The 14,783-nt window shown below is 51.2% G+C and carries 9 protein-coding genes, 1 pseudogene and 1 CRISPR repeat array; of the genes and pseudogenes, 2 read left to right on the forward strand and 8 right to left on the reverse strand.

The genetic code is table 11. From position 1 onward, the window contains the following. Positions 1 to 2 precede the first annotated feature (2 nt). Complete coding sequence (gene kdsA / locus DFK18_RS06080) at positions 3 to 857, reverse strand: 3-deoxy-8-phosphooctulonate synthase (protein WP_114417346.1); 855 nt, start codon at positions 855 to 857, stop codon at positions 3 to 5. Then, a complete protein-coding gene (locus DFK18_RS06085; protein ID WP_114417347.1) occupies positions 854 to 2,503 on the reverse strand; it encodes a CTP synthase in 1,650 nt (549 codons plus the stop codon). The genes kdsA and DFK18_RS06085 overlap by 4 nt, the downstream gene beginning before the upstream one ends. Between DFK18_RS06085 and DFK18_RS14460 the strand changes: the two genes are divergently transcribed. Further along, complete coding sequence (locus DFK18_RS14460) at positions 2,502 to 2,657, forward strand: hypothetical protein (protein WP_162299707.1); 156 nt, start codon at positions 2,502 to 2,504, stop codon at positions 2,655 to 2,657. The genes DFK18_RS06085 and DFK18_RS14460 overlap by 2 nt on opposite strands. Positions 2,658 to 2,748: 91 nt before the next feature. After that, a pseudogene (locus tag DFK18_RS14820) lies at positions 2,749 to 4,305 on the forward strand (cellulase family glycosylhydrolase); the annotation flags it as partial. A 155-nt stretch (positions 4,306 to 4,460) separates the two neighbouring features. Then, a CRISPR array of direct repeats spans positions 4,461 to 6,348; the repeat unit is 28 nt; unit sequence TTTCTGAGCTGCCTGGGCGGCAGTGAAG. A gap of 129 nt (positions 6,349 to 6,477) precedes the next feature. On the opposite strand, the gene cas6f reads toward DFK18_RS14820, so the two are convergent. From cas6f to cas1f, 6 genes are read right to left on the reverse strand one after another with little or no spacing between them, the layout of a single operon-like run. Further along, positions 6,478 to 7,032: a type I-F CRISPR-associated endoribonuclease Cas6/Csy4 gene (gene cas6f / locus DFK18_RS06105; RefSeq protein ID WP_114417350.1), complete on the reverse strand. Its 555-nt coding sequence runs from the start codon at positions 7,030 to 7,032 to the stop codon at positions 6,478 to 6,480. 12 nt (positions 7,033 to 7,044) lie between these two features. Then, positions 7,045 to 8,043, reverse strand: a complete 999-nt coding sequence (gene csy3, locus DFK18_RS06110; protein ID WP_114417351.1) for a type I-F CRISPR-associated protein Csy3 — start codon at positions 8,041 to 8,043, stop codon at positions 7,045 to 7,047. 34 nt (positions 8,044 to 8,077) lie between these two features. Beyond that, the gene (csy2, locus tag DFK18_RS06115) at positions 8,078 to 9,058 is read right to left on the reverse strand and encodes a type I-F CRISPR-associated protein Csy2 (protein WP_114417352.1); all 981 of its coding nucleotides are present in this window, start codon (positions 9,056 to 9,058) and stop codon (positions 8,078 to 8,080) included. Then, on the reverse strand, positions 9,055 to 10,404 hold the full coding sequence (gene csy1 / locus DFK18_RS06120) for a type I-F CRISPR-associated protein Csy1 (RefSeq protein WP_114417353.1): 1,350 nt from the start codon (positions 10,402 to 10,404) through the stop codon (positions 9,055 to 9,057). Before csy1 ends, csy2 begins: the two co-directional genes overlap by 4 nt. A gap of 14 nt (positions 10,405 to 10,418) precedes the next feature. After that, positions 10,419 to 13,721, reverse strand: a complete 3,303-nt coding sequence (cas3f, locus tag DFK18_RS06125) for a type I-F CRISPR-associated helicase Cas3f (RefSeq protein ID WP_114417354.1) — start codon at positions 13,719 to 13,721, stop codon at positions 10,419 to 10,421. Continuing rightward, entirely contained in the window at positions 13,718 to 14,695 is a 978-nt protein-coding gene (cas1f, locus tag DFK18_RS06130) for a type I-F CRISPR-associated endonuclease Cas1f (RefSeq protein WP_114417355.1), read from the reverse strand. Before cas1f ends, cas3f begins: the two co-directional genes overlap by 4 nt. Positions 14,696 to 14,783: the final 88 nt, after the last annotated feature.

Raw genomic sequence — 14,783 nt, forward strand, 5'->3', positions numbered from 1 at the left:
TGTTAGTCGATTTGAATCGCAGGCAGGGATTTAACCAGATCGTCCACTGCTTTCATTTGTTGTAAGAAGGGTTCCAGCTTATCCAGCGGCAGTGCAGAAGGGCCATCGCACTTGGCCTGATTCGGCTCGGGATGAGCCTCCAGGAAAAGACCGGCAATGCCCTGGCTGATGCCTGCACGGCCCAGTTCGGGGGTGAGTTGGCGACGCCCGCCGCTAGCGGCACCCGTGGGGTCACGCATCTGCAGGGCATGGGTCACATCAAAAATCAGCGGGACATTGCCACTGACCTTTTTCATCACATCAAAGCCCAGCATATCCACGACCAGGTTGTCATAGCCAAAACAGCTACCCCGCTCGCAGAGCATCACCTGACGATTACCGCACTCGGCAAATTTCTCCACCAGATTGCCCACCTGGCCGGGCGACATGAACTGGGGTTTTTTAACATTAACCGGTTTGTCCGTGGCGGCCAGGGCTTGAACCAGATCAGTCTGGCGGGCCAGAAAAGCCGGCAGTTGCAGAATATCCAGAACCTCAGCAGCCGGTTTGACCTGCTCGATTTCATGCACATCACTGATGACCGGCACCTGAAACTGCGTTTTGATTTCGTCCAGCAGCTTCAAGCCTTCTTCCAGGCCAGGGCCGCGGAAGGAGTGAATCGAGGAGCGGTTGGCCTTGTCAAAGCTGGCCTTGAAAACATAGGGAATCCCCAGTTTTTGCGTGACCTCGACATAGTGTTCAGCCACCTTTAACGCCAGATCACGCGATTCCAGCACATTCATGCCGCCCAGCAAAACAAAGGGGCGGTCATTGGCCAGCGTCAGACCACCGGCCTGCAAAGCGGGGGCCGCAGTCATACGCCTGCTCCGGCTTGCTTGCGGCGAGCCTTTTGATCCAGGGCGGCATTGATAAAGCCGGTAAACAGCGGATGGCCGTCACGGGGGGTGGAAGTAAACTCCGGGTGGAACTGACAGGCGACAAACCAAGGGTGATCAGGCAGTTCGACCATTTCCACCAGTGCCTTGTCAGCACTGCGACCGGAAATCACCAGACCGGCTTTCTCCAGTTCATCAATAAACTGGTTATTGACTTCATAACGGTGGCGATGGCGCTCCACGATATTCTCGGCAGCATAGGTTTCGCGGGCACGGGTGCCTTCTTCCAGATGACAGACCTGACCACCCAGGCGCATGGTGCCACCCAGGTCAGAGTTGGTATCGCGGGTTTCGATTTTGCCTTCGGGCGATAGCCATTCGGTAATCAGACCGACCACCGGATGCTGGGTATCCATGGTGAATTCGGTGGAGTTGGCATCCTCCCAACCGGCGATATGGCGCGCAAATTCGATGACAGCCACCTGCATACCCAGGCAGATGCCCAGGTAGGGAATCTTGTTCTCGCGGGCAAACTTGGCAGTCAGGATTTTGCCTTCAACACCGCGCTCACCAAAGCCGCCGGGAATCAAAATGGCATCCTTCTCAGCCAGGCGATCTGTGCCCTTGCGCTCGATTTCTTCCGAGTCGACGTAATCGATTTCCACCTTGGTGCGGGTCTTGATACCGGCATGCTGGATGGCTTCAATCAATGATTTGTAAGCATCCAGCAGCTCCATGTATTTACCCACCATGGCAATCTTGACGGTCTTCTGGGGGTTCAGCTTGCCATCCACCACCTGAACCCATTCGCTCAGGTCGGCAGGCTGGCAATCCATATTGAACTTGGCGGTGACGATTTCATCCAGACCCTGTTCGTGCAGCAGGGCTGGCACGCGGTAGATGGTGTCGGCATCGGGCAGGGAAATAACCGCGTTCTCATCAACATTGGTAAAGAGGGCAATCTTGCGACGCTCGTTGGATTCAATTTCCACATCCGAACGACAGATCAGAATATCCGGCTGAATACCGATGGAGCGCAGTTCCTTGACCGAGTGCTGAGTCGGCTTGGTCTTGGTTTCACCCGCAGTCTTGATATAGGGAACCAGCGTCAGGTGCATGAAGAGTGCCCGCTGGGAGCCCACTTTGACCCGCAGTTGGCGAATGGCTTCCAAAAAGGGCAGGGATTCAATATCACCCACGGTGCCACCGACTTCCACCAGGGCAATGTCATAACCCTCGGCACCTTCCTCGACACGGCGCTGAATCTCATCGGTGATATGAGGCACCACCTGAACGGTTCCGCCCAGGTAATCGCCGCGACGTTCCTTACGGAGCACATGCTCGTAAACACGGCCGGTGGTGAAATTGTTCTTCTGGGTCATGCGTGAGCGGATAAAGCGCTCGTAATGCCCCAGGTCCAGATCGGTTTCAGCACCATCTTCAGTGACAAAAACCTCACCATGCTGGAAGGGACTCATGGTGCCCGGATCCACATTAATATAAGGGTCCAGCTTCATGATCGTGACCTTTAAGCCACGTGCTTCCAGAATAGCTGCCAGAGAAGCTGAGGCGATTCCTTTACCCAAGGAAGAAACCACACCACCAGTCACGAAAATGTAACGCGTCATGAACACCGCCCAAAAAATAGATCAGCACCAGCCTTTGCAGGCCGATATCAAGGAACAGGAAGGAAAAGTTTTAGATGGGAGCGCAGTTTACCAGAAGCCGCCAGAATTCCAAAGCTTTCAACCCGGCATTAAAACCTTACAAAATGTGCGTTAAATAACACGCGATCAGTGATGGAGTTCACAGTTTTCCATATTCGCCACTGCTAATCTCCTGGTCAGGATTCCCGGAATTTAAGGAAAAAACCATGAAATCAACCAGCATTACCGCTTTGTTCGCCCTGTTTTTACTGGTTGGCTGCGATAGTTCCAGTTCGGGCAGTAGCTCTTCCGACAGTGGCTCCTCCTCGGATTCCAACAGTGATTCCACCACAACACAAGCTACTGATTTTGTAGCTGAAACCACCTTGCTGAGTTACGATTTTGAGGGCACTACCCATAACTGGGATTCCTACGGAACCAGCAGCAGCCTCAATTCCAGCATTCAGCGCTCGGGCGATTCTTCCTTGCAAGTCAGCAACCGCACCTCCGCCTGGTTTGGCTCTATGTATGACCTGCACACTGCTGGCGAAGCCCTCTATCCCCTGGAAGCCGATACCACCTATATACTGCGCGGCTATATCCGTCAGCAGGATGCCAGTGCCAGCAATAATTACAATCTGGATCGGCTGACCACTGCAGAAGATCAAAATGATGACGGGGTGCGTTTAAACCGTGTGCATCTGGATGATGACCAGTGGACCCTGTTTCGTGGTTACCTATCCACCTACGACGGGCTTTTGGATGACGGAGTGACCCTGCGTTTGAACTCCGATAACAACGGCAATTTTTTTCTCGATGACATCAGTGTTTCGCAAACCCGTTATGAACCCGATAATTCCGGAACACCGCTAAAAATACAGGGAACCCAGTTGGTCAATGCCGAAGGCGAAGTGGTTCAGCTGCAAGGTATCAACCTGATTGCCTACGGCGATGAAACCGATGATTCCGGTCAGCCCGCTGTTTTTTCCAATTTCAACACCTACTCCTACTTCAATTATGACCGCCAGGATTTTCATGACATCAAAGCCATGGGCTTTAACTCGATCCGTCTGGCACTCTGGTACCGGGCTTTTGAAGAGGATTCCGCCCCCGGTGTCTGGCTGGAAAGCGGTTTTGATTGGCTCGATATCGTTTTGGGCTGGGCCAAGGAAGCCGGGCTCTATGTGGTTCTGGACATGCACGCCCCACCGGGCGGCGGTTTTCAAGGGCCGAACAACGTCACTGACTTCTGGCGTGATTCCAGCGTATATGATGGCGATTACAGCGACTGTGCCGCAACGGCCTACCGGTGTCGCTACATCCATCTTTGGGAAGAGCTGGCCAGGCGTTACCACAATGACCCGGTGATCGCCGCCTACGACCTGCTCAATGAACCCAACCCGGATGTTCAGAGCGAATACCCGGAGCTGATGAAAGCCACCATCGATGCCATTCGCAAAATCGACACCACCCGCCCCCTGATGATTGAGCACAGCTTTAATGATGCAGCTGAAGTCAGCAACTTCCTGCTAAAAAATGATCAAGGCGAAGACTATGATGACCAGCTGATCTACGACATCCATATCTATGATCCCTGGAGTGAATTTACCGCTCACGCCACCTCCGTCTACGATCAGGATGTGGATGACACCGCCCTGCAAAACGCCATGTCAGAATTTCAGGTGATCTACAACAACTACCCTTTTCATGTCGGGGAATTCGGTCAGAAAAGTGATGACTTGCAAAGGTACCAAGATAAAAATGCAGCAGGCTGGATTACTGACCTCATGGACCTGATGGACGCCCGAGGCATCCATTACCACTACTTTGCCTACAAGGGTAATGAATTCGGCATCTTCCAGGATGAAAACAGCTTTGCAGCCAACAGCCCCAAAAACCAAAGCCTGATTGACCTGCTAAAAGCTAGGTTGGTGGACTAATCGAGTGCTGCCTGGGCGGCAGTGAAGGCACAGGCATCGCAATCTTGAAGCCAAGCGCTTTTCTGAGCTGCCTGGGCGGCAGTGAAGATGGCTTTCTCGCGCTTCATGCGCTCCTCAAATTTCTGAGCTGCCTGGGCGGCAGTGAAGCAGTTTCTGTATCGTGTTCAGGGAGGCTCTGTTTTCTGAGCTGCCTGGGCGGCAGTGAAGTACAGGGTCTCGGTCTTTCCACTCTTCCAGCATTTCTGAGCTGCCTGGGCGGCAGTGAAGTGAGCCAGTACCAAAAGGCGAAAACGCCACGTTTTCTGAGCTGCCTGGGCGGCAGTGAAGTAGACTTGCGTAAAAAATACGATTCAGGAAATTTTCTGAGCTGCCTGGGCGGCAGTGAAGTTTTATTGCCTTTTTTGGGGCTGTGGTGGTATTTTCTGAGCTGCCTGGGCGGCAGTGAAGACTTGATTTTGCTCATTATTTGTTGTTGTGGTTTTCTGAGCTGCCTGGGCGGCAGTGAAGGAATCTTCACCGGGCCGGGAAATTACCGATCTTTTCTGAGCTGCCTGGGCGGCAGTGAAGAATGTCAAAAAGGTAAGCGGTAAACTCTGACTTTTCTGAGCTGCCTGGGCGGCAGTGAAGTTCAGGGTTGGGGTGCCGCAGCTCAAACAGTTTTTCTGAGCTGCCTGGGCGGCAGTGAAGAAAACGCCTTGGTTTCGCGGACCTCTTGGTTATTTCTGAGCTGCCTGGGCGGCAGTGAAGGTTTTGATGCCGCCGCTTTCGACATCGTAGCCTTTCTGAGCTGCCTGGGCGGCAGTGAAGGCTTTGAACAAGCGAAAAAGTCCGCCGCAAAATTTCTGAGCTGCCTGGGCGGCAGTGAAGACTGCGATCCCCATTTGGATTATGCATGCTGATTTCTGAGCTGCCTGGGCGGCAGTGAAGAATCAAGCCCGCACCCAGCGGGCTTTTTTTATTTTCTGAGCTGCCTGGGCGGCAGTGAAGCGCCTGACACCGACGGTTACCACTGACTCCCTTTTCTGAGCTGCCTGGGCGGCAGTGAAGGTCTGGCCCGTCCTGGCTGCCCAGTGTTCGGGTTTCTGAGCTGCCTGGGCGGCAGTGAAGTGATTTATACCGGGGCCGCTACGGTGCTGACATTTCTGAGCTGCCTGGGCGGCAGTGAAGTCAACGCGGACAGCTCACTGCGTTCGCCTGCCTTTCTGAGCTGCCTGGGCGGCAGTGAAGCTAATGTCAGAATGACCCAGTATTTTCTGCAATTTCTGAGCTGCCTGGGCGGCAGTGAAGCTGCATGGCCATCATCATGCAGGCGGCTCAGTTTTCTGAGCTGCCTGGGCGGCAGTGAAGAGTCCTCAGGCGCTTACGCAAATGTCGAGCCATTTCTGAGCTGCCTGGGCGGCAGTGAAGCTGCTCTGGCCAAGCGGGGTTCAGTGCTCGCATTTCTGAGCTGCCTGGGCGGCAGTGAAGGTAATATTTTTAGAGGACTAAGCCATGGCTCTTTTCTGAGCTGCCTGGGCGGCAGTGAAGGCGTAGCCGCTTCTTCACCTCGGCCACTGTCTTTTCTGAGCTGCCTGGGCGGCAGTGAAGTGCCAGATGTCATCAAACAGCTCACCGGCTGGTTTCTGAGCTGCCTGGGCGGCAGTGAAGAGGCCTTCGGCTTCGCTCCAACGTGCTCCAGTTTTCTGAGCTGCCTGGGCGGCAGTGAAGGGGATAGGCACTGATCGGCTTTTGCCGCTTTTTTTCTGAGCTGCCTGGGCGGCAGTGAAGTTTGCGGCCTGTTGCTTCGTGGATGAACTTCTTTTCTGAGCTGCCTGGGCGGCAGTGAAGGCGTCTCTTTTGCGTGATCCCCAGTGATTTGATTTCTGAGCTGCCTGGGCGGCAGTGAAGTAGAGATCCTACCTGATAAGTTGTTCATTGTTAAAGAGCTTTAATGAAAAAAAGCCAGCAACCCTATTTTTTAGAGTGCTGGCCAAGCAGCTGATTTTTCAGGCTTTTTATGTGGCCAGAAAAAAAGGGTTAAAACCAGGGTAAGGTTGCCGTCTGGCTGAACCCATAGCTATTAAAAGTGCCGGAGACGGCTTCTGTTCCAACTGCTTTTTGTTCAAAGTGCAGTGGGAACTGTTGCCCTGTTGATTGGCTTTTGAGCATTAGATAGGGCAGTTTCAGCGGCTGACGTTTTTCCAATAGCTCGGTTGCTTGTTGCTCATCCAGGCTTTTGTCGGTATTTCTTGCTACGCTTCTGCGAATTCTTGCGGCAGTCATTTTGCTTTGAATTCGTCTGATTCTTACTTGCTGCAGATCAGCAGGTACGAGCTGAAGTTCGGTGGTAGCAGTATAGTCACCGAGTCCTTTGATCCAATTGAGTTCCATCAGGCGTTCCAGGTCCGGCTTTGTCCCATGCAAGCGCAAAAGATCGCCTGGTGTTTTTCCTGCTGCAGGAAAGCTGACACCCAGGCTTTCATTTTGCAGGGTCACCAAGCCTCTATGCAGCTTGGCATAGAGGGCATTCATGAGAGTGGTTGCATTGAATTCCGGGTCTGGCAGTACTTTAATGTCAATAAAGTGATCCATAGCCTTTTCCTTTTAATCTGCTTTACCAAACACTCCACCACGGATCAGGGTAGCCATGACGTAATGCTGTTGTTCGGGTTCCGGGGCCTTATCTTTGCCGATCCAGTTATCCAGCAGATTATAAAAGTCCATTTTATCAGCAGGCTGACGATAGGCTTTACCTCGGTTGGTGACGGAGCCATAGGGCTCAACAGCTATGGGGCCAAGATCACCTGCATCCGGGTACCAGGTATCAATGGTGCGCAGCGCATTGCCGACTTTTTGTGAGTGTAGTGCCGCCACACCGTCCACTTCATAAAGAACCTTGCTTTTGCCGCCTTTGCCCTTGTCGAGAATCAGTTCCTGTGAAGGGAAAACTTCCTGGCCTTGGCCCAGTTTCACAAATGCATGAACCGTTAGAAACACATAGCTTTCACTGGTTAGCCCTTTTTCAATCACATCAGACAGTTGTTTGAGCTGGGCATTATCTGAGTTGAATTGGCGAAGATTGAATTCGTGGCTATCGAAAACCCATTCCTGATCCTGGTGCTGGATACGAACTTCAACCTGTTCAGACCCCACTCGGTTACGCCAGAGAAAACGACCGTTAGCCAGATTTTCTGCGTAGCGGGTGGCCAGCTCGCTGAACCCCTGCTCTTGAATGTATTGATCAATTTTACTGGCTAGCGCTTCCTGGTAATCAGGATTGTTGCAGGCTGAAGGGGTGCTCAGGTTGCCCAGAATTCGCAGCGTAAAGCTGAGTTTCAGGGTGTCTTTTTCAAAGGGGAGAGCCGCCACATCAACTTTTTGTAGGTTAGGGTTTTCAATCGCTGCATTGACTTTGGCAGGGTCATTCGCCGTGGTGCTTTTCATGCGGTTGGAGATGGTGCCGCGAACCGCTTTTTCCTGAATTTTGATTGCTTCCCAGGAGTTTCTTTGGTCACGTTCATTCCAGTTTCCGGCATACATCAGGGCATCTGAATTGGCGAGTTTGCGTTCAAAGGCCAGTACACTTGCTTCTAGTTTTGCCATGGTGGTTTCCTTCCTTTTGATGTTGTCTGCTTGTTTATTGAATCGGTGCTTCCGGTTGGTAGTGATTAATACCCAGATAGCTGTCATCTTTTTGGTGATAACGCCAAATAAGATGTTCCAGTTTTTTGATGCGGTGAGGACTGAGCCATTGGCCTATACCGTAGGCTGACTCAACAAAGCGAAAAGGCACTGAAGGGTCACGTGTGTGGGCCACTTCACCCGGTTCGTAGAGTGGTGAAATGGCCTGATAGCCGGTCATGATGGGTACCAGCCAGCCTTCAGCAGGTTTGGGTTGTAGTTCCCAGGTGGCCGGAGTCTTTTCCGTCAGCTCTTCAGCATCCGGGTCAGGCCGGGCCTGGTACTTCAAGGCAGCAAAGTCCAGCCAGGCATCCAGAAGCTCTGCCTCAGGTTGCTCTTCTTTAAGTTGCTGAAAATGTTCAGTCAATAATTCGCTGCGATCAACCAAAGCAAAACCGGGCAGTAGCTTGAGCAGCTTTTTGCGCGTCCACTTCTGTTGTTCTTCGGTGGTTTCCGGCAGAGTTTCAAAGCGAACCTGCTGGATGCTCTGAATGCTTCCTCCCGCCAATCGTAGGGTCAGCAGTTTTTCCTCGATTGTTCTGGTGAAAAGTTCAATGTCTTCTTCATCGTTACCTGTTTCAGCAGGGAGGTCATAAACATCAAAATCACATTCGATTAGCAGGCTGACTTCAAGGTGCATTTTGCCTTCTTCATTGAAGGGCGCAGTGACAGCTTCTTTGCCTTTCATGATCAAGGGGTTGCGGGTAAGTCCAAAAACATGTTCTCCATAGCCGCCAGGTTGATGCGCTTTAACTTGATGCCAATGGCAAATCACGCCGCAACCACCCAAAGACACGCTTTGTCTTTCTTGGGTGAAGCGAGACAAAGCATGGGTAAAACCCAGAAAGTTGGTGATGGCCGGGAAGCCCCAGGTTATACCTGAAATGGCATTGGCATTCTCCACGCGCAGGCGTTCCAATATCAGTAAGGACTTCATAGGCTGGCCTCCAGGTCTTCTTTCAAGAGTTTGAGTTTTTGTTCAACCAGTTTTTTCCATTCATTGAATTCATCCTCCCCGGTGGTCAGTTTGGTCTGGGATTTCCTGATTTTGGTTTGGTTAATGGCATGGTTAAGCCAAAGAGAAAAATTTCTGGCAACTGCTCCTTGCCATTCGCCTGTTTCTCTTTCCAAGGCAAAACTTGCATCCTGTTCTGTTCTCAAGGGGTCAAGCCAGAGTTGTTCAGCAAAAGGTAAATCAGAATCAAGACTCCAGCCCGCGCTCTGCTTTTTGCTTTGAATTTCAGCAGCCAATTGGAGAAGCTGGTCGATCAGATCATCAACGAGTTGTTCACGCTTCTGACGAATGGGGAGAGTGCTGCTGCGTTGAAAGCTAATGGCTAAATGCTTTTGCAGACGTTTTGCCAGGGGCCAGGTACGACGAGTCAATTCTTTCCAAAAAGCCTCGTCGCCTTTTCGGGGCAAAAAGTCTTGAGTTGTCCAGGAGGGTGGCTGGCAAGATAAAAGGTATCCCTTGCCATAGCGTTGTGTATTGAGCTGAGAAATATTCTGGGGTTTGGTACCACCAAAAGCCTGGACAGCCAGGTTGGGAAAAAATACCAGGGTTCGAGGGTCGTAAAGTTCTTTCTTGCGCGCTTCACGGGCTCTCTTGGTTTCTTCAGAAAAGAAAGCGGAGGTGATCTTTTGGTGAAGCTGATGTGCAAGGGAGCTGGCATAAAGTGGGCTGATCAAGTGATAGTGACCATTTTCGAGTGGAAAATAGACTTGCTTGGTCAACTGGCCGGATTGAACTTGCTTATCCTGAAGGGCTGCTTTGAAGCCCTCCAGCCACTCTAAGTACTGTTCATCAGATTGAGACAAGGCTTCAAGTGCAGGGCTCTGCCCTCTGGCGATTTCATCCAGCAGTTTGTTTTTGCCGGATTCCAGTTGTAAAACGCGGGCAACATCCAGCGCAGCAGCATTACCAACTACGTCAACATCTAAACTTGAGAGACTGGCTGAAGAAAGGCAATGATTTTTTGGCGGTTCTGTTGAGCTCTTTGAGAAAAGAACCCCTGAGCTGCGAGTATCCGAGTGAGTGTATTTGGCCGCATGAGTGACCATGCTGATCTGCTTGGCTCGCTTGGCTGCATCGGTAAGCCAAATATGAGTCTTGAACTGCTCCAGCAAATTTTCACGCTGGCCCTGTAGTTTTTCCAACTGGTCTTGATCAGTTGTGGCCCTAACTTTGTCCATCTCCTTGTCGTGCTTTTCCAGCTTGTCATTCAGGCGGTTGTTGATGTACTCCAGAACCTTATCAGTCAGTGTTATTTCCTGCTCTTGCATGGAAAGACTCCTTATTATTTAAGCTCTTGGTGGATGCCCAGCAGAGCGTGGTAATGCCACTGCTGTTCAGCCCTTAAACGGATTTGCATAAACTTTTTGCAGATGGTCGCTACTTCTTCATCCTGTCTTTCGGCTTGTTCATCAATTAGCTCTTGAGGATTAGTGTTGACCCAAGGCTGAATGCGATCAGCCAAGTGCAGATCTACTGAATGAAACCGCTGGTCTTGACTGTTGGGTTTCTCCCCAGGCTGCCAGGAGTGAAACTTTAACTCGTCCAGTTCATCTTCCTGATAAAGCAGTAGCAATTCATCCGGGCTGCTTTGACGAAAGGGGGTGCGCCTTTGGAGTTCATAACTCCAGGTAGGGTTGGACTGCCACCAGAGGGCAGCAAATTCTAGCTTGGCGGCCAGGTGTTCGTGTTCCAGGTCAGCGAGATTATTAGCTGGATCATGATTTTTGCGACGCAAGAGTCTGGGGGTGGCATTGATATGCTGATACTGACTTTCTTTCAGAACCTCTTTCAGATCATGAAATAGCAGTTGGAAGTCCTCGGATTCAAAGCCAGGTTTCAGGTAAGCCGGTTTTTTGTTTTGCAGGGCTTTGAAGTTCTTTCTGGGTATCAGAAGGTTAGGGTGCTGGGGTGCCATTTGCCGGTGGCGTTGAATGCGTCCAGCCAACTGGATCAATGAGCGCATGGAGCTGGGTTCGGCAATGGCCCAGTCATAGTCATGGTCACGCCCCACCTCAGTAACTGCTGAACCAAGAACAATGAAAATATGCTGGGTTTCATCGCCCTGATTCAGAGCATCGGTGATCACCGAGTTTTCCCATACTTTGTCAGGCTTATTGCGGTTAAGAATTTCATCCAGAACCCTTTCAATGCGTGAGCGCATCAATAGCGGGTATTGGCCATGATAGACACAAAAGTGCAGGCGATAATTTTCAGGTAAGGGCTTGGCGAGTAGTTTTTGAGCCACGGCAACCAGGGGGTTGATGTTGGCCATACGAATCAGCCCAAAGGAAATCTCTTTACCTGCAACCTGGCCACCAGAAGGTTGTTTGTGGTGGTCATGCAACACAAGCAGTTCCTGATGAAAAGAGTCAGCCAAGCCTTGTGCCACCTCTTCCGAAGAAGGGGTCTCACTGCTGACATCCAGAAGTTGACCCCAGCGCAGGGGAGCTTCTTTTTGCTGTTTTTTTGCCAGTTCCTTGATTCTGTTTTTTACAAATTCCGTATGAGCTGCCGCAAAATCCTGTTCGTTCTGGAGGGTATGGCTGACTGAGTTGAATTCATCAAACCAGGCACAGGGCAGGGCGTTGGCTTGCTCGGATGGTTCGCCTCTGGCTTGCAAGTAGCCGTGTCTGCCAGCCTTATAGGCAGAAAACAGAGCTTCAACCAGTGCCGGTGGCAGAGTTGCTGATGAAAGCAGTACACGTGAGCCGAGCAGGCCAGCCCAGTGAACCAGGCGGCAGAGTGCTGGTAGGTCTTCCAAGCCAAAATCATCCGGTTCATCCAATACCAGATCCGAGGTCATCAACCGCAACATGGGGGCAATTTGACGTCCGCCTCTGGCTCCTTCAGTTGCAGGCATCAGGTAATCCAGGGTGCTGATCAGTACCGGGGCACTGACCAGTTGTTGGAGTTTTGGGCTGGCTCTTAACCAATTCGACAAGTTCTCATCCAGTATCCCGTCATAGTGAACATGTAGGTCAGACTCCATCAGTTCCTCAGCTGATTCGCTGCCCATTTTTTCCCAGACAGATGAAGAGTCTTCAGTTTTCTTTGAATTTTCTTTGGCCTGGTCATAAAGCACTTTAACGGCTTGGGAGCCGACCAAGGTGGCCAGGTCTTCCTTGTCGAGTTGCAGCTTTTCTTTTAATGCATCACCCGTTTGCAGGGTCAAAGTTCTTAAACCCAGGGCAACATTAAAGCGGCAGCCTCGTTGCTCATTGGCTAAGCCATACATGATCCGGGCATTGGCAAAGGTTTTCCCGCACCCTGTTGAAGCCAGATTGACACCAAAAAACCCCTGTTTTTCTGAGCGCGGTCCAAGGCTTCTTGCCAGGTCATAGGCCTTGTCTTGCCAGCGAAAACGACTGATGGTTACTCTTTTTTTCAGGGCTTTAACACGGGTAATGGCAGGCAGTTGCCTGGAAAGATCAGGCAATCTTCGTGCAAGCAGGTAAGCCTGATGAGCGACACCCAGGTTGTGCTCATCCAGCTTTTGCTTGAGTTGGCTAGTTTCGCGATCCGTATTGGCATAGGCTTTGTAAGCTTTATCCTGCCAGATGCTTGTGGGATCACTGGCTGAATAAATATGGTCAGCCAGCATTAAAACCATTCGAGCAAGGTGGCTGGTGTAGAGGTCATTCAAGCCCGGGTGTTTTTTCAGGCTGCTGGCTTTCAAGGCTCGCTTTGCCAGGCTATGCGCTTTATTACACCAGGTTTTGCTGCGTAAGGGTGTGCCTTGTGGGAATTCCCACACGCCTTGCCAGTCTTCGGGCTTCCAGTCACTGTAAAGTTGCGGTGAATTCCAGCCAGCGTTAAAACTGCGTTGTAGCCACTGGTCTACTCGTGCGCTAGGTGGTTCGTTGACGGGTCTTGAATCTTCTGGGTTCTCGCTTTTTCCCTTGGGAAATACAGGAAGTCGGTGGTGACTGACGATCAGCCAGGCAACGGTTAAGGCAAGGGGCTGGTTTGTCCACTTAGCCCAAGGCGCTTTGGGTCTTTGGCTAGTGTCTTTTTCCAGCTTTTCAAGCAGCTCATTTTCCATCTCAGCTGAAGCCAGATTCAACTTTTCCAGCCACTCTTGATCCTTCAGTTCTCCAACAAACGCCATAAAAAGGCGTAAGGAAACCCATTCGTGCCTTAGGGGTTCGCTTTGCAGTGTTTTCTTCTTTTTAGGATTGAGTTTGCCCTGGAATAACTTGTTGGCTTTACCAAAATCGTGGAAAAGCCCTGCAATAGCAGCGAGCAAAGCCAGGGTATCCAGAGTATGCCAGTCGTTTTCATCTTCTTTTCTCAGAATATCCAAACTGGTGGTATTGGTGGGAACGGCGCCTTCTGCATTAAAGCGACTGGTATCACCCACAACCCACATCAGCTCACTGTGATCCTTACCCCTGATCCAGTGGCAAGCAACCGCCGTGTTTTTGCGAGCGGTTTTTTTAAGCAGCTTTCGAAGAGTCAAAAGACCATCCCAGGTGATCGGAGTTTGCCAACTACGGTCGCCTCGGCGTTCAGCAAATTGATCCAGCACACGGCGGGTTTCTGTCAGTGCATTCTTGCTGCATTGGGAGACAATCAACACATTCATGGTTTGGCACCCCCTAATTTCATGGCAATATCTTTCAGGGTGTCCAGCATGAAATCCAGAGCTTCGGCACGGGTCAGGGATTCAATACAGTTGCGGCGGAATTCCTGTTCTTCATCACCACGAGCAGCAGAAAGGAAAGCCTGGGGTAAAATCAGCGCATCTTTGACCAGGTCGGCAACATCAAAAACCAGGCCACCTCGCCGAGTTTTGCCGTGAAGTACCGCTAGGCCATGAGGCAAACCCAGAACCCAGGTGGCTGTAGCTCCCAGGCCATAGGCCAGGTAGTTGCCGTGATCAAGAAAACGGTTAGCCGGGTCGCTGCCTGAACCCCGTTTGGCGCGGGTGAAGTCGCCGTATTGCAGAAGGTTGACGGCTATTTTGTAGAGATGCTTGGTGAGTCGCGCTTCTTCGGTTAGAAGCTGGTTGGTATCAATGGCTTCCACGACCCGGTTATGGTGCTGTTCAAGTAGTGACTGGAGAAGTTCTGGCTCAACAGCAAAGCCTTGTTCACGCAGTTGGCGATTATTGAGCCAGTGTTTTTTAAGCTGTTCGATGCGTGCCAGCTGAATGAGCTTGGCTGCTTGAAGACGTTGAGAATCATCAAACCAGAAGCTGACCCAGGCTTGAAGGTATTCGGTGGGTCGGTACTCACTTTGTGGTGAAAACCAAGCGACTTCAATATCCACTTCGTTGGCGGAAAAAAGTGGCGTCCCACCGCCTCCACAAAACCCGACTAGAACACCGGCTTTGGCCAGTTCACGCATGGCAGCCTGGGTGATGGAGGTGCCTGTGCCCAGCAAAACAGTTGTTGTATTGGCTATGGGGATATTCCAGTAATGTGAACGCTTACCTTCATCGGTGACATATTCCACCCGCCCGCCTTTTACCAGAACTCGGCAATGTTCCAGGTAGTAAATATGGGCACGTTTGGAGTGCAAAATTGTTTTTAAATCCGAGGGTGAAAAATCATCCATTGCTTTCTCCTTTTATACTACCCTGCACCTATGCCGCGGTTCATGCAATTTCGACTAAAGCCGGGTGTCAGCAAATCTGACACCCAGG

This window comes from Marinospirillum perlucidum, assembly GCF_003336805.1.
Lineage (GTDB): Bacteria > Pseudomonadota > Gammaproteobacteria > Pseudomonadales > Halomonadaceae > Marinospirillum > Marinospirillum perlucidum.